At 71.2% G+C, this 22,940-nt stretch carries 25 protein-coding genes; 18 read left to right on the top strand and 7 right to left on the bottom strand.

Annotation, left to right across the window (positions count from 1 at the left end; translation table 11 throughout):
- The first annotated feature begins 49 nt into the window (after window positions 1-49).
- Together MNY62_RS07720 and ispG are read left to right on the top strand one after the other, a co-directional pair.
- Entirely contained in the window at window positions 50-1,117 is a 1,068-nt protein-coding gene (locus MNY62_RS07720; RefSeq protein ID WP_242343549.1) for a thioredoxin domain-containing protein, read from the top strand.
- 103 nt (window positions 1,118-1,220) lie between these two features.
- Window positions 1,221-2,330 (top strand): flavodoxin-dependent (E)-4-hydroxy-3-methylbut-2-enyl-diphosphate synthase, encoded by a 1,110-nt coding sequence (gene ispG / locus MNY62_RS07715; RefSeq protein WP_242343548.1) that lies wholly within the window; start codon window positions 1,221-1,223, stop codon window positions 2,328-2,330.
- On the opposite strand, the gene MNY62_RS07710 is transcribed toward ispG, so the two are convergent.
- Window positions 2,321-2,695 carry a c-type cytochrome gene (locus MNY62_RS07710; protein ID WP_242343547.1) on the bottom strand — a complete coding sequence of 125 codons (375 nt, stop codon included), beginning with the start codon at window positions 2,693-2,695 and terminating at the stop codon, window positions 2,321-2,323. The genes ispG and MNY62_RS07710 overlap by 10 nt on opposite strands.
- Before the next feature lie 125 nt (window positions 2,696-2,820).
- Between MNY62_RS07710 and MNY62_RS07705 the strand changes: the two genes are divergently transcribed.
- From MNY62_RS07705 to pyrF, 3 genes are all read left to right on the top strand, one after another.
- Window positions 2,821-4,548, top strand: coding sequence for a proline--tRNA ligase (locus tag MNY62_RS07705; RefSeq protein WP_242343546.1), 1,728 nt, complete (start codon window positions 2,821-2,823; stop codon window positions 4,546-4,548).
- Between the two features lie 7 nt (window positions 4,549-4,555).
- Entirely contained in the window at window positions 4,556-5,719 is a 1,164-nt protein-coding gene (locus MNY62_RS07700) for a DUF4388 domain-containing protein (protein WP_242343545.1), read from the top strand.
- Between the two features lie 82 nt (window positions 5,720-5,801).
- Window positions 5,802-6,485 carry an orotidine-5'-phosphate decarboxylase gene (gene pyrF / locus MNY62_RS07695; RefSeq protein ID WP_242343544.1) on the top strand — a complete coding sequence of 228 codons (684 nt, stop codon included), beginning with the start codon at window positions 5,802-5,804 and terminating at the stop codon, window positions 6,483-6,485.
- Between the two features lie 126 nt (window positions 6,486-6,611).
- Here pyrF and MNY62_RS07690 read toward each other — a convergent pair whose 3' ends face one another.
- Together MNY62_RS07690 and MNY62_RS07685 are read right to left on the bottom strand one after the other, a co-directional pair.
- The gene (locus tag MNY62_RS07690; RefSeq protein WP_242343543.1) at window positions 6,612-6,866 is read right to left on the bottom strand and encodes a hypothetical protein; all 255 of its coding nucleotides are present in this window, start codon (window positions 6,864-6,866) and stop codon (window positions 6,612-6,614) included.
- 525 nt (window positions 6,867-7,391) lie between these two features.
- Window positions 7,392-8,225 (bottom strand): rhomboid family intramembrane serine protease, encoded by an 834-nt coding sequence (locus MNY62_RS07685; RefSeq protein WP_279426340.1) that lies wholly within the window; start codon window positions 8,223-8,225, stop codon window positions 7,392-7,394.
- Window positions 8,226-8,673: 448 nt separating this feature from the next.
- Here MNY62_RS07685 and MNY62_RS07680 point away from each other — a divergent pair, with 448 nt between their 5' ends.
- On the top strand, window positions 8,674-9,060 hold the full coding sequence (locus MNY62_RS07680) for a GFA family protein (RefSeq protein ID WP_279426339.1): 387 nt from the start codon (window positions 8,674-8,676) through the stop codon (window positions 9,058-9,060).
- 514 nt (window positions 9,061-9,574) lie between these two features.
- On the opposite strand, the gene MNY62_RS07675 is transcribed toward MNY62_RS07680, so the two are convergent.
- On the bottom strand, window positions 9,575-10,144 hold the full coding sequence (locus MNY62_RS07675) for a TetR/AcrR family transcriptional regulator (RefSeq protein ID WP_242343540.1): 570 nt from the start codon (window positions 10,142-10,144) through the stop codon (window positions 9,575-9,577).
- Window positions 10,145-10,303: 159 nt separating this feature from the next.
- On the opposite strand from MNY62_RS07675, the gene MNY62_RS07670 reads away from it, so the two are divergent.
- Window positions 10,304-11,254, top strand: coding sequence for an alpha/beta fold hydrolase (locus MNY62_RS07670; protein ID WP_242343539.1), 951 nt, complete (start codon window positions 10,304-10,306; stop codon window positions 11,252-11,254).
- Between the two features lie 249 nt (window positions 11,255-11,503).
- A complete protein-coding gene (locus tag MNY62_RS07665; protein ID WP_242343538.1) occupies window positions 11,504-12,685 on the top strand; it encodes an alpha/beta fold hydrolase in 1,182 nt (393 codons plus the stop codon).
- Here the strand turns inward: MNY62_RS07665 and MNY62_RS07660 are convergent.
- Window positions 12,678-13,343, bottom strand: a complete 666-nt coding sequence (locus MNY62_RS07660) for a class I SAM-dependent methyltransferase (protein WP_242343537.1) — start codon at window positions 13,341-13,343, stop codon at window positions 12,678-12,680. The two genes, MNY62_RS07665 and MNY62_RS07660, sit on opposite strands and share 8 nt — an antisense overlap.
- Window positions 13,344-13,563: 220 nt before the next feature.
- On the opposite strand from MNY62_RS07660, the gene MNY62_RS07655 reads away from it, so the two are divergent.
- A complete protein-coding gene (locus MNY62_RS07655; protein WP_242343536.1) occupies window positions 13,564-14,001 on the top strand; it encodes a hypothetical protein in 438 nt (145 codons plus the stop codon).
- A 7-nt stretch (window positions 14,002-14,008) separates the two neighbouring features.
- A complete protein-coding gene (locus MNY62_RS07650; RefSeq protein WP_242343535.1) occupies window positions 14,009-14,368 on the top strand; it encodes a hypothetical protein in 360 nt (119 codons plus the stop codon).
- 81 nt (window positions 14,369-14,449) lie between these two features.
- Here the strand turns inward: MNY62_RS07650 and MNY62_RS07645 are convergent, their stop codons facing one another.
- The gene (locus MNY62_RS07645; protein WP_242343533.1) at window positions 14,450-15,097 is read right to left on the bottom strand and encodes a TetR/AcrR family transcriptional regulator; all 648 of its coding nucleotides are present in this window, start codon (window positions 15,095-15,097) and stop codon (window positions 14,450-14,452) included.
- 198 nt (window positions 15,098-15,295) lie between these two features.
- Here MNY62_RS07645 and MNY62_RS07640 point away from each other — a divergent pair, with 198 nt between their 5' ends.
- Window positions 15,296-16,360, top strand: coding sequence for an alpha/beta fold hydrolase (locus tag MNY62_RS07640; protein ID WP_242343532.1), 1,065 nt, complete (start codon window positions 15,296-15,298; stop codon window positions 16,358-16,360).
- Between the two features lie 153 nt (window positions 16,361-16,513).
- Here MNY62_RS07640 and MNY62_RS07635 read toward each other — a convergent pair whose 3' ends face one another.
- Window positions 16,514-16,702, bottom strand: a complete 189-nt coding sequence (locus MNY62_RS07635) for a hypothetical protein (protein ID WP_242343531.1) — start codon at window positions 16,700-16,702, stop codon at window positions 16,514-16,516.
- Between the two features lie 363 nt (window positions 16,703-17,065).
- Here MNY62_RS07635 and MNY62_RS07630 point away from each other — a divergent pair, with 363 nt between their 5' ends.
- From MNY62_RS07630 to MNY62_RS07600, 7 genes are all read left to right on the top strand, one after another.
- Complete coding sequence (locus tag MNY62_RS07630; protein WP_242343530.1) at window positions 17,066-17,566, top strand: hypothetical protein; 501 nt, start codon at window positions 17,066-17,068, stop codon at window positions 17,564-17,566.
- Between the two features lie 687 nt (window positions 17,567-18,253).
- A complete protein-coding gene (locus MNY62_RS07625; protein WP_242343529.1) occupies window positions 18,254-18,403 on the top strand; it encodes a hypothetical protein in 150 nt (49 codons plus the stop codon).
- Window positions 18,404-18,782: 379 nt separating this feature from the next.
- Entirely contained in the window at window positions 18,783-19,160 is a 378-nt protein-coding gene (locus MNY62_RS07620; RefSeq protein ID WP_242343528.1) for a hypothetical protein, read from the top strand.
- Window positions 19,161-19,233: 73 nt separating this feature from the next.
- Entirely contained in the window at window positions 19,234-19,533 is a 300-nt protein-coding gene (locus tag MNY62_RS07615) for a nucleotidyltransferase family protein (RefSeq protein WP_242343526.1), read from the top strand.
- Window positions 19,517-19,861, top strand: a complete 345-nt coding sequence (locus tag MNY62_RS07610; protein WP_242343525.1) for a HepT-like ribonuclease domain-containing protein — start codon at window positions 19,517-19,519, stop codon at window positions 19,859-19,861. Before MNY62_RS07615 ends, MNY62_RS07610 begins: the two co-directional genes overlap by 17 nt.
- A gap of 311 nt (window positions 19,862-20,172) precedes the next feature.
- A complete protein-coding gene (locus MNY62_RS07605) occupies window positions 20,173-21,402 on the top strand; it encodes an NADH-quinone oxidoreductase subunit B family protein (RefSeq protein WP_279426338.1) in 1,230 nt (409 codons plus the stop codon).
- 3 nt (window positions 21,403-21,405) lie between these two features.
- Entirely contained in the window at window positions 21,406-22,836 is a 1,431-nt protein-coding gene (locus MNY62_RS07600; protein WP_242343522.1) for a Ni/Fe hydrogenase subunit alpha, read from the top strand.
- The last annotated feature ends 104 nt before the right edge of the window (window positions 22,837-22,940 follow it).

The raw sequence follows: 22,940 nt of genomic DNA, 5'->3' as shown, positions 1-22,940 counted from the left end.
GGTTCGAGAGTATCCCCCGAAAGCCTTTTTCGCCCGGAGTCTCCGCCCCATGAAGAGCCGTCACCTCGTCGTCGCCGCGCTCGCGCTCGCGCTCGCGGCGTGCCAGTCCCCCCGCCCGGCGCAGCAGGCGTCGAACGGTCAGGCGCAGAAGCAGGACCCGAGCGCGCCCGTCGCCAAGATCGGCAGCCAGACGATCACCGCCGGCGAGCTCGACGAGCTCGTGAAGCGCGACCTCTCCCAGCTCGAGCAGCAGTACCAGGAGCAGAGGTACCAGCTCCGCCGCCAGGCGCTCGAGGCGATGATCCGCAAGCGGATCGTGGAGGAGAAGGCCAAGGCCCAGAACGTCTCGCCGGAGGAGATGGTCCAGAAGGACATCGGCGCGAAGGTCGCCGAGCCCACCGACGAGGAGATGCGCGCGCTGTACGACCGCGCCAAGGCCGGCGGCCAGCAGCTCCCGCCGTTCGACCAGGTGAAGCCGGACATCGCGCGCTTCATCAAGAACCAGAAGGCGCAGGGGCTCCTCGCCGACTACTACGAGCAGCTCAAGAAGGACGCGAAGGTGGAGGTGCTCCTGCCCGCGTACGAGCCGCCGAAGGTCCAGGTCGCGGCGACCGGCCCGGCCAAGGGCCCGCAGGGCGCGCCGATCACGATCGTGGAGTTCTCCGACTTCGAGTGCCCGTTCTGCGTGCGCGCCGAGGGCACCGTGAAGCAGGTGCTCGCCGCCTACCCGGACAAGGTCCGGCTCGTGTACCGCGACTTCCCGCTCCCGATGCACGCGCGCGCGCCGAAGGCGGCCGAGGCGGCCCACTGCGCCGAGGACCAGGGGAAGTACTGGGAGATGCACGAGAAGCTGTTCGGCTCGAACAACAAGATCGACGTCCCCGACCTCAAGAAGTACGCGGGCGAGCTCAAGCTCGATCAGGCGAAGTTCGACAAGTGCCTCGACTCCGGCGAGAAGGCGAACGTCGTCGAGGGTCACAAGAAGGCGGGCGAGGAGGCGGGCGTCTCCGGTACGCCGGCGTTCTTCATCAACGGCCGCATGATCAGCGGCGCCCAGCCGATGGACGCGTTCAAGAAGATCATCGACGAGGAGCTCGCCAGCGCGGGCAAGAAGTAGCCCCCGCCGAGCCCATCCCTCGGTTTGCACCGCAGGCGGCCGTGCCCTAGATAGAGGGCCGGCCGCCTCGCCTTTTCGGGGCGGAGAGAGAGGACCTCGAGGCATGGGCGGATACGGTCAGGGCGCTTCGGCGACGCTGGGCGAGCGGCGGAGGACGCGGGGCATCCGGGTCGGCAGCGTGCCGATCGGCGGCGGCGCCCCCATCGCCGTCCAGTCGATGACGACCACCCAGACCGCCGACGCCGCGGCGACGCTCGCGCAGATCCGCGCGCTCGCCGAGGCGGGCGCGGACGTGGTCCGCCTCGCGGTGCCGGACAAGGACGCGGCGAGCGCGCTCGCCGCGATCGTGCGCGCCTCGCCGGTGCCGCTCGTCGCCGACATCCACTTCGACTACCGGCTCGCCCTCGCCGCGCTCGAGGCGGGCATGCAGGGCATCCGCCTCAACCCCGGCAACATCGGCGCGCGCGAGCGCGTGCGGGAGGTCGTGAAGGCGGCGCGCGAGCGGCTCGTGCCCATCCGCATCGGCGTGAACGCGGGCTCGCTCGAGAAGGACATCGTCGACAAGCACGGCTGGCCCACCGCGGAGGGCATGGTCGAGAGCGCCGAGCGCCACATCCGCTTCCTCGAGGACGAGGGCTACCGGGAGATCAAGGTCTCGCTGAAGGCGCACGACGTGGCGATGACGGTGCAGGCGAACCGGCTGTTCTCGCAGCGGTTCGACTACCCGCTCCACCTCGGCGTCACCGAGGCCGGCACGCTCCTCGCCGGCACGGTGAAGAGCGCCGCGGGGCTCGGCATCCTGCTCGGGGAGGGGATCGGCGACACCATCCGCGTCTCGCTCACCGCCGATCCGGTCGAGGAGGTGCGCGTCGCGCGCATGCTGCTCAAGTCGCTCGGCCTCAAGTTCGGCGGCGCGACGATGACCTCCTGCCCCACCTGCGGCCGCTGCTCGGTCGACATGATCCCCATCGCGGAGCGCGTCGAGAAGCGGCTCGGGACCTTGAAGGGCGAGGTGGCGGTCGCGGTGATGGGCTGCGAGGTGAACGGGCCAGGCGAGGCGGCCGCCGCCGACGTCGGCGTCGCCTACGGTCACAACGGCGTGGGGCTCCTCTTCCGCGAGGGCAAGATCGTGAAGCGGATGAAGGCGGAGGAGCTCGAGGACGCGGTGGTCGCCGAGGCGATCGCGATCGCCTCGAGCCGGAGTCAGGGGTAACGGGGGCTGCGCCCCCGCCTCGCCGACGGCTGGCCGCCGCCGCCCATCGCGGCGACGTACACCGCGAGCGCGCGCCGCTCGTCGTCCGTGCCGTGGAACGCCGGCATCGCCGCGGTGACCTGCGGCAGCCTGCCGATGACCTCGTAGGCGCGCTCCGGCGTCCAGCCCGCGACGCGGCGCGCGAGCGGGATGTCGGCGTGGCAGTGCAGGCACCGCTCGCGGAACACCCGCTCTCCGCGGGCGAGCGCCTCGGGAGTCGCGGCGAGCGGGGTCTCTGTGCGGGGGAGGAGCCGCGCGACGCCGAGCGCGGCCGCGGCGCCGAGGGCGCCGAGCGCGAAGAGGGAGCGGCGGGCGCGCGGGCTCACGGACGTCCTCTATCGCGACGATCCCCGGGGCGCCAAGCGCCGGCGCGCGCCCCGTGTTCATGGCGCCCGCCGATGGCCGCGAGGCGCTGCGAGGCCAGCGCCGGGCGGTGTATAACCCCCGGACCATGCCCGTCGTCAGACTCAGCCAGGCGTTCGTCCCCACCCTGAAGGAAGCGCCCGCCGACGCCCAGGTCGCGAGCCACAAGCTCCTCGTCCGCGCCGGCTTCATCCGCCAGCTCGGGGCAGGGATCTACGACTACCTCCCGCTCGCGAAGCGCACGCTCACCAAGATCGAGGCGATCGTCCGTGAGGAGATGGACGCGATCGGCGGCCAGGAGTTCTTCCTGCCGGCGCTCCACCCCGCCGAGATCTGGAAGGAGTCGGGCCGCTGGGAGGTCATGGGCGACAACATGTTCCGGCTCAAGGACCGGAAGGGCGGCGACTACTGCCTCGGCATGACGCACGAGGAGATCTTCACCGCCGTCGCCCGCGACGAGCTGCGCTCGTACCGCCAGCTCCCGCAGGTCTGGTACCAGATCCAGACCAAGTTCCGCGACGAGCCGCGCCCGAAGTCCGGCCTCCTCCGCGTCCGCCAGTTCACGATGAAGGACGCCTACTCGTTCGACGTGGACCGCGCCGGGCTCGACAAGAGCTACGAGGACCAGCGCCGCGCGTACGAGCGGATCTTCACGCGCTGCGGCCTCGACTTCGTCGCGGTGCAGGCGCACTCCGGCGCGATGGGCGGCAGCGAGTCGTCCGAGTTCATGGTCCGCACCGACGCCGGCGAGGACCTCGTCGCCGCCTGCCCGAAGTGCCGCTACGCGGCCAACACCGAGACCGCCTCCTCCCGCCTCCCCGCCGAGCAGGACGGCGCGGGGCTCGCGAAGCCGGAGAAGTTCGCGACGCCGGGCGTCGTGACGATCGAGTCGCTCGCGGCCCCCCCGTACGGCGTCGCGGCGAAGCGCCAGCTCAAGACGCTCGTGTACGTCGGCGACGAGAAGCTCTACGTCGCGGTGGTGCGCGGCGACCAGGAGCTCAACGAGGCGAAGCTCCAGACCGCCACCGGCGCGCAGGTGCTCCGCCCGGCGCACGCCGAGGAGATCCCGCCGCTCATGGGCGCGCGCGCCGGCTCGCTCGGCGCGGTCGGCTTCTCCAAGGTCCACGTGTTCGTCGATCCCTCGCTCGCCGACCGCAAGGACATGGTCACCGGCGCGAACGAGGACGGCTTCCACCTCCGCGGCGTGGACGTGCGCCGGGACGTGCTCACCGGCCCGCACGCGAAGCTCGCGGAGCTGCGCACGGTGCGCGCGGGCGAGGGCTGCCCCCGCTGCGACGGCACGCTCGACGTGTTCAAGGCGCTCGAGATCGGCCACATCTTCAAGCTCGGCACCAAGTACTCTGAGTCGATGAAGGCGACGGTGCTCGACGCGGACGGCAAGGCGGTGCCCATCGTGATGGGCAGCTACGGCATCGGCGTGGAGCGGATCATGGCCGCCGCGATCGAGCTGCACCACGACGAGAACGGCATCCGCTGGCCGCTCTCCATCGCGCCGTTCCAGGCGACGGTGCTCACCCTCGGGCCGGAGCCGGAGCTGAAGCAGGCCGCGGACGAGATCGTGAAGGCGCTCTCGGACGCCGGCCTCGAGGTGCTCCACGACGACCGCGAGGAGCGCGCCGGCGTGAAGTTCAAGGACGCGGACCTGGTGGGCATCCCGCTCCGGATCGCGGTGGGCAAGAAGGGGCTCGCCGAGGGCAAGGTGGAGTGGAAGCTCCGCGGCGACAAGACGGTGGAGCTCGTGCCCGTGGGCGAGGTGGCGCGCCGCGCCGTGGAGCGCGTGCGGGCCGGGAGCTAGGCCGACCGTGCGCGCGCGGCTCACGGTCGGGCGCGAAGGGGAGGTCCTCGTGCCCCCGCGCGAGGCGGAAGCGCTCGGCCTCGCCGGCGGCGGAGAGGTGGACCTCGTCTCCGCGCGCGGGGCGTTCGCGCTGCTCGTGCCGGCCCGTGCGGACGCGCCGCGCGCCTGGTTCGCGGGCTCGCTCGGCGCGCTCAACGTGCCCGAGGTGATCCAGTTCGTCTTCACCTCGCTCAAGACGGGCGTGCTCTTGCTCGCCTTCGGCGAGGACTCGGCGCGCGCCGCCCCCGACTCGCCCGCTCGGCTGCGCCGCAAGAGCATCTACTTCCGCGACGGCCAGGTCGTGTTCGCGTCGTCGAGCGATCCCGCCGACCGGCTCGGCGCGATGCTCCGGCGCGAGGGGCTCGTCGCGGACGAGGAGCTCGAGCGCTGCGCCCGGCACGCGCGCGGGGGGCGCCCGCTCGGGCAGGTGCTCGTGGACGAGGGCGCGCTCGGCGCGGGCCAGCTCTACGAGGCCGTGACGCGCCAGGTCCGCGAGATCGTCCTCGGCGCGTTCGTCGAGACGACCGGCGAGTTCGCCTTCCTCGAGGGCCCGGTGGACGACGCGACCGCGGTGAAGCTCCCGGAGCGCACGCGGGAGCTCCTCCTCGCGGGCATGAAGCGGCTCGAGGAGGCGGAGGCCGCGCGCGCGGCCACGACGCCCGGGCCGGGCGAGCCGGAGGTCACGATCGAGATCGCGCCGCCCGAGCCCGCCGCGCCCGCGCGCGCGAGCGGTCCGTTCGAGACGTACCGGCGCATCTTCCTGCGCGTGCACCGCGCGCTCAGCGAGGCCGCTCACCCCGAGCGTAGCGCCGATGCGCCGGCGTCGGCGCCGAGTCGAGGGGCCGACGCGACCGCGCGGCTCAACGGCTACCTCGAGCAGCTCCCGGAGAAGCGCCGGGCGCCGTTCGAGGGCGTCCGCGTGACCGAGGACGGCGACCTCGACGTCGCCCAGGTGCTCGGCAACGTGAGCGCCGCCGGCGCGTTCCGCGGCGCGGCGGCGCGGGCGCGCGCGCTCGAGGCGCTCGACGAGCTGCTCGCGTTCGCGCTGTTCGAGGCGAAGAGCCGGCTGCCGCGCGAGCAGGCCGAGGCGCTCCTGCGCGAGGTCGGTCGGATGCAGGTGGGGAAGGCGTAGACGAAGGACGAGGCTCCGGCTCCGCCGCGCGCGAGGGGCGGCGGTCGGGGTCGGGGTCGCTCTCGCGGTGAGGAGCCATCACATGCAGCCGAAGGATCGCATCTGCGCCGCCATCGACTTCCCGTCCTGGGCCGCCGCCGAGCCGTTCGCGCGCGCGGTCGCGCCGGAGGTCGGCATGCTCAAGGTCGGCCTCGAGCTGTTCGTCGCCGAGGGGCCGCCGGTGGTGCGCGCCGCGGCGGCGCTCGGGAAGCCGGTGTTCCTCGACCTGAAGCTCCACGACATCGCGAACACCGTCGAGGGCGCCGCGCGCTCCGCCGCGGCGAGCGGCGCGTCGCTCCTCACCGTGCACGCCTCCGGCGGCGCCGAGATGGTCCGCGCCGCCGTGCGCGGCGCCGGCCCCGGGGTGCGGGTGCTCGCGGTGACCGTGCTCACGAGCCTCGACGCCGCGGCGCTCGGCGCGATCGGCCTCGCCGGCCCGCCCGAGGACGCGGTCGTGCGGCTCGCGAAGCTCGCGGTCGGCGCCGGCGCGGGGGGCATCGTCTGCTCGCCGCACGAGGTCGCCGCGGTGCGCGCCGCGGTCGGACTCGGCCCGCTCCTCGTCATCCCCGGCGTCCGCCCCGCGGGCGCGGCGAAGGGCGACCAGGCCCGCGTCGCGACGCCCGCCGAGGCGGTGCGCGCCGGCGCGGACGTGCTCGTCATCGGGCGCCCGCTGCGCGAGGGGGGCGATCCGGCCGCGGCGGCGAGGGCGATCGCGGGAGCGCTCTAGCGGGCGTTTCGAGTCGGGGCGCGTCCGAGGCAGGCCACGGTCGCAGGTTCAAATCGCGCCCTCGCAACATCCGGAGCCCCGGTCGCCGCATGGTGACCGGGGCTTCGCGTCTCGGGCGGATCGGGATCACCTCTTCAGGCGCCTGATCTTCTCTCCCGAGAGCGGGCCCCCCAGCGCAGCACTGATGTAGCAGACGTCGAAGCCACCGGCCGTCAGCGGAAGCACGCTCCAGCCCATCGCCGCGAGACCGAGCGCGTGATTCCGGTAAACGAGCCCCACGGCGAGAAACCCCAGGCCGGCGACAAACCTGAAGACGCGCCCCGGCGTGCTGTTGATGAACTGCGAGAATGCTGAGCGGTTGAACGGTTCGTGAAGGCTCATGAGGTCCTCCTGTCGCGGACCCGGCGAGCGGTGACCGCAGGCGCATGTCTACCGTCGGGTCGCATCGCGGGCGGGCCCTCGATCGGGGCTCGCTGGCGGGTCTGCCCGAAGCGAGGTGCCTGGAGCCTAGGCAAGAAGAATGTGCTGTCGAGAGAGCGGTTCGTTGAGGGCAGATGCACGCCCCCGCAACATCCGAGGCCCCGGCCGCCATGAGGTGACCGGGGCCTCTGCGTTTTGGGGCTGCGCGGGCGCCGCGAGCGGCCATCTCGAATCGGCGGACATGGTTACGCGCGCGCGTTGGCGTGAGGGCCTGGGTTCAAGGCAGGTGATGGGAATTCCGCCGTCAGGCCGGCCACGTCGCGCACCCGAGGTTGTTGCGCGGACCACTGATCTCCGCACGTTTTCGGTTCCCGGCTGCCGCTCGGCCCTTTCCTTCTTGTCCGCTGCAATTACTCTGGGTCGGGGATGCTGTGGTCGGGCCGGTGCCCGAGTGGGAGCGCGGGACGAACGGCGCTTGGCCCCAGGTCATCTGATCGTCGTCCGTCCTTCCTCATCGAATTTTGCTGCTTCGGCGGGCGAGACGGTTCCGAGCCTCGTCAGGAGTGAGGCCGCAGCGTCCGCCTTCCCCGAGGCGCGGTAGGCACGAATCAGGCTCGCCATGACCCAAGGTTGGTCGGGCCGGAGCTGGAGGCTCATGTCATAGGCCTCGATGGCCAAGTCGTACTGCCCGCGGGCGTGAGCTCTGTAGCCCATGGTTGACCACCAGGTGGCCGACCATGGGCAGACGAAGCTGACGCCGAGTGCCAGCAGGATCAGTAGGATCGCCCCGGCCTTCGCCAAGCGGGGCCTCCTTCCCATCACTACGGCTCCCGCAGCCACTGCTCCGAACAGGAGGCCGCCCAGGTGAGCCCCGTTCCCCACCTCGCGCGTCAGGACAATCCAGCATCCGACGAACCATGAGGCGAAGAGGATTCCGGTCTTCGGCGTGAAGATCGATCTCAGCTCGGCGCTCTTGCCCCTCGCCAGCCACCCGAATCCGAACACGGCGAATGTCATTCCGGAAGCGCCCACTCCGACGTTGTCGAAGATGGCCAACTGAAAGGACGAGCTCACGAACGCGGACGTGAGTAGGAGCAGCCCCATCATGAGTGGCCCGAATGCCGCCTCAATCGGCCGCCCGAGCGTCCAAAGCCAGTAGACGTTCAGCGCCAAGTGCCACAGGCCTTGATGGATGAAGGCTGAAACGAGCAGGACCCAAGCCGCTCCGGACCAAACCTGGAACGCGTCGCCTCGGTAACCCCATGACGCGAAAGGCGCCTCGTTTGGCGTGACGGAGATCACTGCGAACAGAGCCACCATCGCGGCGCAGGCCGTGGCTGTGGCCCACGGCACTCGGCGCCTTGAGACCGGTTCCGTCGCAGGTGGTGGACGCGGGGTGCTCCCGCTGACCGGAGCAGTGGCTTCGGGAGCCTCTTGTCTCATGTCGTTCGTCCCCGGCCTCCCGCCGATGGAGTCGCCGCCCACGCTATAGCGCACCGAGCGCGGACGCGAGTCCTACCGTGTCGGCGAGCGAGAACACCCCAGCGCCCCACAGCACCCCGCTAACGCGGGGGCAGTCGCTTCCGTGGAAGAAGCAGTAGACGGCGACGAGACTCACAGCGCTGATCAGTTCCCATGAGCCCCGTATCCGCAGCGCCTCTCATGCAGGGCTAGAACCTTGCGCAACAGCAGCAGCCGCCGGACCGCTGCGGTCGTGACCATCGAGGCATCGGACAGTAGCCATCGGCCTCGTTAATCAGGAACGAACATGACAACTCCCAGAACCTACAGTGCCAGTTGCCATTGTGGTGCCATCCGTTTCACGTTCACTTGCGAGGAGATCACGAGCGGCCGAAGATGCAACTGCTCCATCTGCATCCGCAAAGGAACCGTCATGTCCTCGAACTACTTCAGCCCATCGGATGTCGAGGTGGAAGGTCAAGAGCACCTGGCCCTGTACCAGTTCGGGGACAAGAACGTGAACCACTTCTTCTGCCACACGTGCGGTATATCTCCGTTCAGCACGGTGGCCTCCGTGCCACCCGACTATCAAGGACCCGCAAGACCGGGGGACTATCGCGTCAACCTCGGCTGCGTTCATGACCTTGATGTGCTCTCCCTAGATATCCAGGTCATCAATGGGAAGGCACTCTAGGGCGATGATAGAGCCTCTTGAGATAGCGCTCCCAGCACCACAAGCGTATGAGACGAAAGCCCCGTCATTCCCCATTTACGGGCGCTTGGAATATCGGCGGGCCAATCCCGTCAAACTGGACCAGCACGCCCCCGCAACTTCACATGGAGTCACCAGCCCCTTCCCTTTACGGCAGCGGGGCTTGTGTTTGGTGTGTCCGGCATGGGCGTGAGGTGGAGGTGAAAGTCCTCCAGGGATCCCGGTCGCAGGGACCCCGAGCGAACCGCAAGGCGCCGACCGCCAGAGCGCTGAAGGAAGCGGGGAGCGAATCCGCGAGCCGACGAACAGTAACCGGATTACGAGGCGGCGCCGTCCAGGGCGAGCGGGCCAATGACCGCGAACGACGCTGGCTGCCTCAACGACTCGAACCGGCGGATCCGGACCCGCACGCCCGGTGGTGCAGGAGGGGAGTAGCCGGGATCACCGGCTCCCCCCATCCCGATCAGGAGACGGGGCGGGCTTCGCAAGCTACCGCTCAGCGCGAAGCTCTGATTCCGTCGAGCGTCACCTCGACCAGCCTCCGCACGGCGCTTCGGGTCGGCAGGCAGCCGGCGGCCGTGAGCGCGTGAACGCAGTACATGGCCAGCTCGCCCGGCGGGACATCGTGACGAATCTCACCCGTCTCCACGCACTCGACGAGGAGGCCCTGCAGCAGCTCTCTCAGCTGCTGCTCCGCTCGGGAGACGTGCTCGCCGCGATGCAGGAGCGCCGCGAGCTCGGTGCGCTGACGCTCGTGGCAAATGATCCCGAACGACTCGAGCACCGCTCGGAGCCGCTCGCCAGGCGCTCCGTCACCGCTCCGCACGGAGGCGAGCCTCTCGAGATGGGCGGCGACGTGCCGCTCATGCCACGCGACGAGGATTCCCTCGACGTCCGGATAGTACTTGTACAGGGTCGCGCGTCCGATGCCGGTCTCCTCGGCGATCTGGGACATGGTCACCGAGCGAACCCCGTGCTTGGCCACGAGCGCGGCGGTGGTGTCCAGGATCGCGTCCCCGACCTCACGACGGTGCTCCTCGATCGTGTCGCTCCAGAGCTTCGGCACGACGCCAGTATACCCCAGACGGCAATCGATACACGGTGACTTGACCAAGACATGCTGTATCGATAACGTGCCTGCACTGGAGGCACGCGATGATGCGTACGTACTCGCACGCCGCGACGTGCAGGGCGCGGGATAGAAGCGGGGGGAGGAGGTCCGCTCGTGGCCGCGCATCGTGACCCTTTCCCGGCCGAAGCCGCGAGTCCGTTCGGGACGCATGACGAGAGGCGGGAGGAGCGCTTGCGGACGGATTGCGTGCGCGTCGACTGGTCTGAGCCGCAGGGACGTGTGCGAGCGGGGCCGCTCGCCGTCCGGGTTCTCGGCAGTGGCACCCCGACGCTCCTGCTCCACGGACTTCTGGGATCGAATCGGTACTGGGGCGGCGCCTTCGACCGGCTCGCGGACGGAGGGACCTTGCTCGTCCCGGACCTGCTCGGTTTCGGCGCATCGCCGCGGCCGCTCTCCGGGTATGGGCCGGAAGAGCATGGGCGCGCCGTGATCGCGTCGCTGCGTGATCTGAACGTCCGGGAGCCATCGCTGGTCGTGGGCCACTCCCTCGGGGCGTTGGTCGCGATCTGGCTGGCGTGCAACCATCCGGAGCGGGTGAGGGGCGTGATCGCGTTCGCGCCGCCCCTCTTCCGTGACGCTCGGCATATGCGCCGGCAGATCGCCAAGCAGGGCGTGCTCCAGCGGGTGTTCGGGCTTCAGAATCCAGCGGCGACCTGGCTCGCCAGGCTGGCGTGCCGCAACCTCTGCTCTGCGCGCCCGCGGCTGGCGACGCGCCTCTACTCCGCGCTCCGCCCCGCCCTGCCGACCCCGGTACTGGAAGACGCGACGCGACATTCGTGGATCTCGTACTCGGAGACCGTGACGCGGGTGATCCTCGCTGCAGATGGGGCGAAGTGGGTGGCAGCGGCACTCCCGCCGATCGTCATCGTGGCGGGAACCCAGGACCGGTACCTGGATGTCGAGTTCCTTCGCGAGCTGGTCGATGGACGTCCGCATCACCGCCTGGAGGTCTGGGATGGCGAGGGACACGATCTCCCCCTCACTCGGCCAGATCGATGTCTCGACCTGATCGAGCGCTGGCGTCGCGTCGCGGCGCGAAGCTGAGCGCCCGGCGAGGAGACCGACGTCGGCGCGCTGCCGTTCGGGGCCCGGTCTGCGCGACGCTTCTGCTCATGGACGGCGCAGCTACGACGCGGTGGCGGCCGAGACACGCGACGGATCGCCGCCGCGCCCGCTCGGCGGCGCGAGTGGGCGACCATCGTCCGAACGCTCGGCCGTAGGGCCGGCAGCGGCGCTCGCGGGTCGACGTCCCGGCGGCCGGCGAGCGCGCGACGCAGGAGCTACATGGCCGGCATGAGCTGGCGGTTCGGAGTGTACGAGCTCGACGTGCCGCGACGCGAGCTGCGAGTCGCCGGGGAACCTCGGCCGCTCCAGCCGCAGGTCTTCGCGGTGTTCGCGTATCTCGTCCGGAACCGCCATCGCGTCGTCCCCAAGGAGGAGATCCTGCGGGAGCTCTGGCCGGACGCGGTCGTCACGGACGCGTCGCTGCAGCGCGCGGTGAGCCTCGCGCGCCGCGCGCTCCGTCCGGCGGATCGCGGGCTGCTGCGCACGCACGCGAGGCAGGGATACCGGTTCGTGGGCGAGCTCGCTGAGGTCGAGCCGGACCCGGCGGACGCGGCGGCCGACGCGCCCCCGAGGTACGTCCGCAGCGGCGATGTCCACGTCGCGTACCGCACCGTCGGGTGGGGGCCGCTCGACGTCGTCCTGGTGCTCGGGTGGTCGCTCGGCATGCGCGCGGCGCTCGAGCTGCGTGGGGTCTCCGAGATCGTCCGCGCGCTCTCCGCGCGCGCCCGGGTGCTCCTGTTCGACAAGCGCGGGACGGGCGCGAGCGATCGCGTGAAGGCGCTGCCGCAGCTGCCGCAGCGGGTGGAGGACCTCGACGCCGTCCTCGACGCGGTGCGATCCCCCGGGGCGGTGCTGGTCGGGTTCTCCGAGGGAGGTCCGCTGGCGCTCACCTTTGCCGTGACGCGCCCGCTGCGCGTGCGCGGCCTCGCGCTCGTCGGCGCCTTTGCCCGCATGTTGGCCGCGCCGGACCACCCTGCCGGCTGGAGCGAGGTCGAGGTCACGACGCTGCGCGAGTACATCGCGCGCGGCTGGGGCTCCGGCGCGACGCTGCGCGCGCTCGTCCCCGCCCGCCACCTCACCCCGCCGCTCCACGCCTGGGCGGCCCGGGCCGAGCAGGAGGGCGCGAGCCCCGGCGCGGCGCTCGAGCTGCTGGGGATGAACCTTGGGATCGACGTCCGGCCGCTGCTGCCGCGCGTGCGGACCCCCACCGTCGTGCTGCACGCGACCGGCGACCGCGTCGTGCGCGTCGGCAACGGGCGCGCGCTCGCCGCCGCGATCCCGGGCGCGCGCCTCGTCGAGCTTCCCGGCGAGGACCACGCGTTCCTGTTCGGCGGTCGTCCGACCCTCGAGCGTGAGCTCGTGGCGCTCCTCGAGCGCGCGGCCGCGCGGCCCGGTGCGGCGGTCACCTGACCGCGACCGCCGCGATCTGCGACCGGACGGGCAGGAAAGCCGTGCGCAGCGTGAACGGCGTGATCTCGACGGCGGCGAATCCGGCTTCCCGCAAGAGCCCGGCGACGTCGCGGTGCGTGTCGCACCCCTCGAAGAACCACCGCCACGGTCGCTTCACGAGCCGCTGCACGCGCGAGATCCGGCTCCCCTCCGGCGCCGCGACGTGCTCGACGCACCAGAAGCGGCCACCAGGTCGGAGCACGCGCCGGACCTCCGCGAGCGCGCGCGCCGGATCAGTCACGGTGCAGAGCACGAGGCTCGAGATCACCGCGTCGACGCTCCCGTCCGCCAGCGGCAAGCGCTCCGCGACCGTGGCGAGGACGTTCACCGTGACGCCGTGCCGAGCGGCCGCCGCCCGCAGGCTCGCGTGCATGTGGACGTTGGGCTCGACCGCGATCACGTGCGTTCCCGGCTGGAGGTAGCGAAAGTTGGCGCCGTCCCCGGCCCCGATCTCGAGGATCGTGCGCGGCAGGCCTCCGAAGAGCTCGCGCTTGACGTGCCGGTACTTCCGGTGGACATAGCCGTCCATCGCGCGGAAGAACCACGCGTTGATTCGGGCGCGGATGGGGTGGTCGAGGAACTCGCTCGCGCTCATCGTGTCCGTCAGGTGCAGGTACATATCCGTCCTCCTCGTGCGCACGTCGGCGTCACGGGCGAGAACGTACGGAGGGCGTCCCGCTCACGTCCTGACCGAACCCTGATCTCGCGCGAGCCCGCCCTTCCTGACCGTTTCCTGGTCCCGCGCCGCTCAAATAGCCGTAGCGACCGCAGTGGACCTACGAGCCCGTCGCGGAGAACACCGAACGGCTGCGCGCGACAGCCCCTGTTAAACTTGCAGCGTGTTCATCGTGATTCAAGGTCAGCCCCGCAACGGCGACACGAGGGTCCTCGACTCCGCTGCGGGCCACCAGAGGACGTTCGACGCGCTCGCGGCGTTCCTCTCCAGCCCCACGCCTTCCATCGAGATCGATAATGGCGGCACGTGTCATCTCTGCCCCGACTACCCGGCGCTGCGAGCGTTCCGCATGGTGAAGACGAGCGACAAGCTGCGGACGGAGGAACTGCCGGACGGCGTGCTTCAGGTGTCCGGCCGCCCAGAGCTGCTTGCCCGCTACATCGAGGCGTTCCGGTTCGCGCCAGGCGCGGAGGACCACCGGCACCCCGAGCAGCGGCTGGCGCTCACCGGCGAGCTCGATCCACGCTCCGCGAGCATCATCATCGAGGCGGACGACTACGCGGCCGACCCGGAACGCTGGGCGGCCGACAACCGCGAGTGACCACCGCGTGCGACCGTTCGTCATCGAGGAGATCTTCTGGAGCTCCGCCACGCACGCGTTCCTTCGCGCCATCGGCGTGTCGCGTCGGAACGTCTACCGCGTGATGGTCCGGGCGGAGCCCGTGTGGCTCAGGGACGTGGAAAGCGGACGGCGAACGGCAGCGGGTTTGTTCGCGACCAGAGTCGTGATCGCGAGCTCCGAGGCGCGAGCCAGAGACGCAGCTGTCGCGCTCGTGCGAGAGGCCGTGCTTCCAATCTCCGGGAACCCGAAGGAGACGCCTGTTCTCTTCGAAGTCGAAGAGGCCGAAGTTGTGCGAGGCGTCGTGTGGCGTCAGCCACGCGGCTTCACCTTGTGGGAGGAGAACTGAGGACGCGGCGGCCTCGGCATGAAGAACGACGGCCGTCGCGCGGCCGTGACGGGTGAACGGCGTAACTCTCGGCTTGGGACTTCACCGCCGCGGCCTCCCTGCCGGTGCGCGCGCGCCGCGCTGGGCGACGCGCCGTGCGATCCCGTCGAGGACGAACCCGAGCCCACTCCCCGGCGCCGGAGGGCGGTCGCGCAGGCGCAGCGCGTCGAGCGCCGCGGTCAGCTCCGGGAACCGCTCGGCGCGCACACGGAGCAACGCGCGGGTCTCCGCGTTCCACCGTTCTCCCGTGAGCCCAGGGCTCCCCTTGGGCGGCGCGAGCGAGAACTGCGCGATGCTCCGGACCTGTGCCAGGACGGCGAGGCACGCGGCGTGCCGCTCCGCGGGGTCGAGCGGCGTCGCCGATAGCGCGGAGAGCCCCGTCTCCAGCCACCCGAGCTCGTAGGGTCCCATCAAACGGAGACGACCGGTCGCCGTGAGCGCCCAGGGATGGCGCTGGAAGGTCCCCAGGAGGTTGGCAGCCCACTCCTCGAGCGCGCTCCTCCAGCGTTCCGGTGCCGCGAGCGCCGGGGGCTCGCCGATGGCCGCCTCGATCATGAGCGCGACGAGCTCCGCCTTGCCCGGAACGTGGCGGTAGAGCGACATCGTCGTGAAGCCGAGCCGCTCCGCGACGCGCTCCATCGAGACCGCCTCGAGCCCCTCGGCGTCGGCGAGGGCGATCGCCGCGGCCACGATGCGCTCCCAACTCAACGCAGGCCGCGGCCCGCGGCGGGCCCGTTCCCGCGTGTTCCACAACAGCGCGACGCTTCGCGCGTCGTCCCGCGACCCGCTCGGCTTCTCCGCCACGATCGCCTCTCCTGAGACTGTTTACCTCGTACGCGTAACAGTGTACCAGATACACAGTCATCAGCCAAAGGAGCCGAACACGTGATGGCAGCCGTCCTGACCACCCTCGCCGCGGCCGCGGCCGCCGCGCTCGGCGCCCTCGCCGCCCGCGACCTTCGGCGGCGTCGCCTCGCGCGGGCCCTCGCGATCGCCACCCCCCGCGCCGTCCTCGAGGAGGGCTTCGTCCCGCTGGGCGGCGTCACGCAGTGGGTCGGCATCCGCGGCGAGGATCGCGCGAACCCGGTCCTGCTCGTCGTGCACGGAGGACCGGGCGCGCCGTGCTCGATCTTCACGCCGCGCCTACGCGCCTGGGAGCGCCACTTCACCGTCGTCCAGTGGGACCAGCGCGGGGCCGGAAAGACGCTGGGCCGGCACGGCCGCCGCGGCGGCCTGCCGCTCACGTTCGATCGCCTCGCCGAGGATGGGATCGCCCTGGCGGAGCATCTGCGCGAGCGCCTTGGACGCGAGCGCATCGTCCTGCTCTCGAGCTCGATGGGAACCGCGATCGGGCTGCGGATGGTGAAGCGGCGGCCCGATCTGTTCTCCGCGTGGGTCGGGACCGATCTCAACGTGAACGTGGTGCGCAACGAGCGGCTTTCTTATCCGGCGACGCTCGCCGCGCTGCGGGCGACGGGGCGCCACCGCCGGGCGGCAGCGCTGGCGAGGATCGGAGGCGATCCCGCCCGCTGGGACCTCGCCGCATGGACGCTCGCGGTCCGGTCGACCGCGAGCACCGCTACGGTCGGTCCGACCCCGACCGCGCTGGTGCTACCGCTCCTCCTCCTGTCGCCGGGTCACGAGCTGCGGGATGTCGTCGACTTCCTGACCGGGATGCGCCTCTCCGCGGAGCGCCTCTACGGCGAGATCGCGGCGCACGACGCGTGGCGGCTCGGACCGCGCCTCGATGTCCCGTTCTTCGTCTTCCAGGGAGACTCGGACGTGCTCACGCTTCCTGCGCTCGCGAGGGAGTACTTCGAGCACGTCCAGGCGCCGGTGAAGCGGTTCACGCTCGTGCGCGGCGCAGGCCATTTCGCCGCGTTCACCCGCCCGGAGGAGGTCCTCGCTGAGCTCCTCATACACGTCCGGCCTCTTGACGGCGCGGCGCAGTAAGCGCGGGCTCGGCCCGAGAGTAACGCGCTCGGCCGGAGGAGGCCTTCAACCCGTCTCCACTTGTCGCCGGCGGCGATCCGCGGCTCGAGCTGGAAGTGCGGCTCACTGGCGGGCGGAACTCGCCGCCGCGCGCGGCGGCGAACTCAGTCCTCTCTAGCCCTTCCTCGCCGCCGTGCTGAGGGCGTCGCCCACTGCCTTGATCGTCGTGGAAACCGCGCTGCAGAGAGCGCTACCGCCCGCGACCAGGACGAGATCCTCGTCGCGGAGGGTGACGAACGGGTTCTCGCGGTCGTGAGCGACGACAACGACAGGTTTGCGAGCCGCAGGATCCTTGCATGCCATGGGTGCCTCCGTGTGCCGACGGCGAGCTTCAGGAGTGGTGCGCGCTCGTCCGTGTAACGGAGAGACTGGGCGCGGCCGCCGGGCTGACATCCCATTCGGGAGGTTCGACGCCGCGGCAACGACGGCGCGCCCTGCAGCGGGGGTTCCGCCTGCCCTCTCGTCACCCGCCGGTAAAGGACCACCCTGTTCCGTTCCGGAAACTCACGGACGCTGGGGGGCGGGGGTATGGGTCGAGTCCTGCGGATCGTAGCGGCGTCGTTCGTGCTGTCGATGGGGACGGTGAGCGTCGCACCGTCGCCCGAAGTTGCCCAGACGCGGACTAGACTGCGGGTCTACCATTCTGCCCCTTCACGGGAGGATCGCATGGCGCAGCAGAGTCCTCGTCTCATCGCGACCATCATCTGGGCGGCGCTTCTCGGGGGCCCGACGATGTTCCTCGGCGTCGCGATGTACCTCGTCTTCGGGCTCCGGGGTGGCGCCGGGGTGGCGGCGCCGCTCGACGTCGAGCCGGCGCTCATCGGGGCCTCGCTGGCCCTCTCCGTGGTCACCGTGGCCCTGTCGTGGCTCTGGGCCGTCCGGATGGCGCCGCCCGCGCAGGGCGGCGTCGCCCTTCGAGGCGGCGGCGCGATTCCTCCAGGCCCGGAGGCGGACGCCGTCACGCGGCTCATCGTGGCGTGCGCCCTCTGCGAGAGCGGTGCGCTCGCCGCCGTCGTCGCGTTCCTGCTGACCGGGAACGCGCTCGCGCTTGCGCCGTACGCGCTCTCTTGGCTCGCCCTCGCGGCACACTTCCCCGGCGACCGCCACTGGGCGCAGCTCACCGGCCTGACCGCCGGCGCGGCGCGGAACCGGATGATCCGCGGCTGAGCCGAGGCGCCCGAGCCCTTCCCTCGCGGTGATCGCGCTCCACGAACGGAGGTGCGCCAGGAGCAGCACCTTCCACCGCGCCACAGCGGGTGAACCCAGCGGTGCACTCGCCTGGAACCAAGCGAACGCAGAGCGAGCAACGCACAGCGCCCACCTGGTCCGCTCCGCACTGGGCGACCCCGCATCGCCGCTCGTGCGTGTCGAGCGCCTGTGGCGAACTACGCTCGCCGGGCCCGCCGGTCGGTGGTGGTCGTCCGATGCTCGACAGCGAGGCTCGCCGAAACGCCAGTGCAGCCATCGAGTGCTGCGAGGAGGGGACGATGAAGAAGCTGGTCGTTGTTGCATGTGTCGCGCTCGGGGCGAGTCTCGCCGCGACGACTGCGAATGCAGAAGAGGGATGTAGCCCTATCGGCAGCTGGTACGGGTATTACGCGCCGGGCGACACCAACCTCATTGGCCCCAGGTGGATCAGCACGATCAGCGGTGCGTCCAACAGCTCCGGGGCGCTGACTCTGGAACTGAATGGCGGGTACGACTACACGTTGACCACCGACGGCGTGCCTTGGTTCCCAACGGCGGTCGCAGGGACCCTGATCAGGGGCACGTGGAAAAGGATTGGTGGTAACAAGTTTGCGACCTCATCGCTCGCCATGGTTCGCGATGAGGGCGGAAACACGGTCTACATCGATGTACGGCACCGATACATTGATCGACGATTGCAACACGGTGGCGGTGAACGTTACGCTGGAGATCCTGGACCCCGTCACCTTCGAGTCGCTGACCGGTCCAATGCCACAGAAGGTTCACTACGGGCATCGCATCGTGGTGGAGCCGTAGGGGGTCTCTCGCAAGCCCCGCGCCTTCGCGAGAGTGTCGGCGCGGGGTTCTGCTCGAGCTCGCGGCAGGTGTTTGGAGCCGGAAGTCGTCATCTAAAGCGCGTCGATCACTTCAACCAAGAATTGCGACGGTTGAAGAAGGCTGATCGCACACGCGCGGCCACTTGGCCGCCAGCGGGCCGCGAGCCGGGTATCACACGCGTCACGGGGGCCAGTGTGAGCGGCTCCGAGCTAGTGCTGCGACAGGAGCCCCCTCGGATCGTCGAGCAGGGCGACACCGCCGCTCGAGATTTCAAGACGGCCCGCCAGCGTGTAGACCCAGCGGTTCTCCGTCGCCCTGACCAGCGCGGAGCCGCGCGATTCCGTTGTACGGTCGGATCATGAGCCCGGGCTTGGAAGTCGTCTTGTGGTGGGAGCGGCGCCGGATCCCGTTCAACCTGGCCGTGCTGGCAGCCGGGATCGTGTCAGGTCTGGCTGTTCTGCTCATCGGCGGCCGCCTGGTTCACCCGGGGGAGGACGTCATCGAGCCCGTCGCCGTCTTCGCCGGCATCGCGGTGTACGCGTTCGTCGCGAACGCCTGCTACTGCTTGGGCTGGGTCACCGAGCTGCTGTGGAGCGGCGGAGACACTTCTCGCACCGCTCCGCTCAGGAGGCGCGTGTTTCGCGTCGGTATCGGGTTCTCGGTCGGCGTGACGCTCTTGCCCGCGGTGCTGGTGCCGGCCATGTGGGCGATCTTCGGGTTCCAGCACGGGCCGTAACGGGACCCCGCTTTTCACGAGGCTCCGGGACGTGGGATGGGCACCGTTACGCGGCGCCCCTATAATCCTGTCGATGCGTCGTGAAGAAGCGATCGCGGCCCTGCGCGCCTACTTGCCGGAAATCCGGCGCGCGTTCGGCGTACGTCGTATCGCCCTGTTCGGGTCCACCGCGCGCGGCGACGCTCGAGAGGACAGTGACCTCGACATCCTCGTGGACTTCGAGAAGGACCCGACGTTCCTCTCGTTCATGGGGCTCAAGGCGTTCCTCGAGGACCACCTCGGCCACAAGGTCGACCTCGTCACGCCCGATGCCCTGAAGCCGCGGATGCGCCCCATCGTCGAGCGCGAGGCGGTCGATGTCGCCCAAGGCTGAGCGCGACTGGCGCCTCTACGCTGACGACATCATCGAGGCCTGCGGGAAGGTTCGCCGCTTCGTGGCCGGGATGACCTACGACGCGTTCGCGGCGGACGAGCGCACGCGCGACGCGGTGATCCGAAACATCGAGATCATCGGCGAGGCTGCGGGGAAGCTGCCGAAGGACGTCACGGCGAGGGCGCCGCAGATCCCGTGGCGCCTGATCTGCGACATGCGGAACGTGCTCGCGCACGCGTACTTCGGCGTCTCGCTGAGGGTCGTCTGGGACACCGCGACGACGCAGATCGAACAGCTCGAGAAGGCCGCCCGAGCGCTGCTCGAGTAACGTGGAGTAACTAGCGGTGAAACGTCACCGGCGACGTTGCTGCCCGTCACGCAGGCGGCGGCGTCGGTGCGTATCGCGCCGCGGCGGGTTCCACGAGGGGGCTGACGCGCTGGATCGCGCGCGGAGACGACAACTCGGCGGGGCCTCCCTCGGCCGCTCGTCTCCGGTGGAGTCGCCGGACGCCTGTGCGCCTGGTCGCGGGCAAATGGACGACGCTGCTGACGCCGGAGCCTATTCGAGGCGCGCTCGCGGTCCAGGCATGAGCGTACCCTGGTCCCATCCACGAGCTCGAGACACGCGTCGTCGAGTGGGTGGTCGACGGCAGGATGTGCAGCGCGCCCGAAGGCGCGACCATCCTCGGGGCATGCCGCGCGGCGGGGATCGAGGTCCCGACGCTGTGCCATCTCGACGGCGTGACGCCTGCCGCGAGCTGCCGCGTATGCCTGGTGGACGTGCGCGGTCTCCCTCGGCCGGTGCCGGCATGCGCCACGCGCATCTCGCCGGGGATGCAGGTCTCCACCGCGACGCCGGAGCTCCGGAGCCATCGGCGCGCCGTGGTCGAGATGCTGTTCGCGGGTGGCAATCACGTGTGCGCCTTCTGCCCGGCGAGCGGGCGCTGCGAGCTGCAGGAGCTCGCGCGCCGCCTCGGCCTCGACCACGTGACGCTCGGAGTCCCTCGCCGCGCGGCGCCCGTCGACGCCTCGCACCCGCGGTTCGCGCTGGATCCCGGCCGCTGCGTGCTGTGCACGCGGTGCGTCCGCGTGTGTGCCGAGGTGGAGCGCGCCGCCACGCTCTGGGTCGTGGGCCGTGGTCGGCACGCGCACGTCGTCACCGACGGATCGAGCGGGTGGGGAGCGAGCCCGACCTGTACCGGGTGTGCACGGTGCGTCGCGGCGTGTCCCACCGGGGCAATCTTCGAGAAGGCGCGCGCCGCGCAGGGCCTGTCGGGCCGCCCAGGCGTCCGCGAGCCGCCGCCGTTGGGGCTCACGACGGCGAGCTCGGGACCCTTCGCGCGGCCGCAAGCGGCGGGCGCCGAGCTGCGCCTCGCGACGATCCAGCTCGGCGGGTGCTTCGGGTGCCACATGTCACTGCTCGACGCGGACGAGGCGCTGCTCGGCCTCGCGCCACGCACTCGGCTCGTCGCTTCGCCGTTCGCGGACGGCGACGCGTTCCCCGAGACGGTCGACGTGTGCCTCGTGGAGGGCGCGTGCTCGACGGACGAGGACGTCCGGCGGCTGCGGATCGCGCGGGCGCGATCGCGCGTCCTCGTCGCGCTCGGCGACTGCGCGGGCTGGGGGAACGTGACCGCGATGCGCGACGCCGACGGAGGGGCCGCGCGCGTCGAGCGGCTCGGCTGGGGCGCGAGGGCGCGCGACCCGGCGCTTCCGCCGCTCCTCGAACGCGTGTTGCCGGTGCCAGAGGTCGTCGCGGTGGACGTGTTCCTGCCGGGCTGTCCACCCGGGGCGGGCGACGTTCTCCGCGCCGTGACGGCGCTCTCGGAGGGCCGCACTCCGGCCGCGTCCGGGGCCGCGTTCGGGTGAGCCATGGCGCGCCGGGTGCTCGTCGACGTGGTGTCGAGGATCGAGGGCCGCGCGCGCATCACTCTCCGTGTCGATCGGGAGGGGAGAGCGATCGACGCGCGCGTCGAGGGGCTGGAGCTCCGGGGGTTCGAGTCCATCTGCGTCGGCCGACCGATCGGCGAGATGCCCGCGCTCACGGCGAGAATCTGCGGGATCTGCCCGGTCTCGCACTCGCTCGCGGCGGCGAGGGCGGGCGACGCGATCGCCGGAGCAGAGCCGCCACCGCCGGCGCTCGCACTGCGTCGGCTCGTGTCGCTCGGCTCGCTCGTGCAGTCGCACGCGACGTCGTTCTTCTTCCTCGCTGCGCCGGACCTGGCGCTCGACCCGGATGCCCCCGACGATGCGCGCAACCCGTTCGCCCTCGCGCGGTCGGCGCCGGCTCTCCTCGCGGATGGCGTGCTCCTCCGCGGGTTCGGCGGCCAGCTCGTCGAGAAGGTCGCGGGGCGGCGGGTGCACCCGGCCTTCGCGGTGCCGGGCGGAGTCACCCACGCGCTCGACCCCCGCGTCCGGGACGACCTCTCGGGCTCGCTGGAGAGCGCGATGGCAGCCGCCGAGCGGACGGTCTCGTGGTGGCTCGACCTCGGCGTGCCGCGCGCTCCGCCCGGTCGCGAGTGGCTGCTCGCGCACGTGGGTCCCGGCGGTGAGCTCCTCGGCGATCGAATGCTGCGCGTCGTGGCTCCGAGCGGCGCCCTGGTGGAGGACGCGATCGGGGCGGGCGAGGCCCTGGGGCGGATCGTCGAGCGGGCCGTGCCTTTCAACCGCGCGAAGCTGTGCGCGTGGCGCGACACGAATGGGAGCACGCACGCGTACGCCGTGGGACCCGTGGCGCGGCTCACGGCGTCAGCGCGATGCCGCACGCCGCGCGCAGCTCGCGCGCTCGCCACGATCGGCGGTCCGGGCTCCGCGATGGATCCTCACGCGGCTCGGCTGGTGGAGATGCTGGCCGCCCTCGAGGAAGTGGGCGAGCTCCTGCAGGATCCGCTCATCGCATCGCCCGACGTGCTGACGCCGGCGGGTGTCTGGCGCCGGGAGGGAGTCGGCGCGTGCGAGGCGCCGCGCGGCGCGCTCTTCCACGAATATCGCGTCGATCGGGACGGGCTCGTCACGGCCGCGAGAATCGTCGCGCCGACCGGACAGAACGCGCGCGCCATGAACGCCGCGGTCCGGGAGATCGCGCGCGAGGCGGGGAGCGGCCGCGAGATCACGCCGACGCTCCGGCGCCGCGTCCAGGCGGCGGTCCGCCGGTTCGACCCGTGCATGTCGTGTGCGACGCACAGCGCGGGGCGAGAGCCCGCGGCGCTGCGACTCGTCGGACCGCGTGGAGAGGTCCTCGACGAGTGGCCACGCCAGACGGACGAGTGCCGCGACGGCGACGTCACGCGGAACGCACCCTAGATCGGGTTCATCGGTGAGTCGCACGGGCGACTGCGCACCGGCCTCGGCGCCGAACGCCGCCTCCGATCTTCGCGGGGTCCTCCCGCGGGGCGGCGGTTATGGGT

The sequence above is a fragment of the Anaeromyxobacter terrae genome (assembly GCF_022690685.1).
In the GTDB taxonomy this organism is placed as follows: domain Bacteria; phylum Myxococcota; class Myxococcia; order Myxococcales; family Anaeromyxobacteraceae; genus Anaeromyxobacter; species Anaeromyxobacter terrae.
Note: the sequence above shows the minus strand (reverse complement) of the source record. Positions and strands in the feature narration are given on the sequence as shown.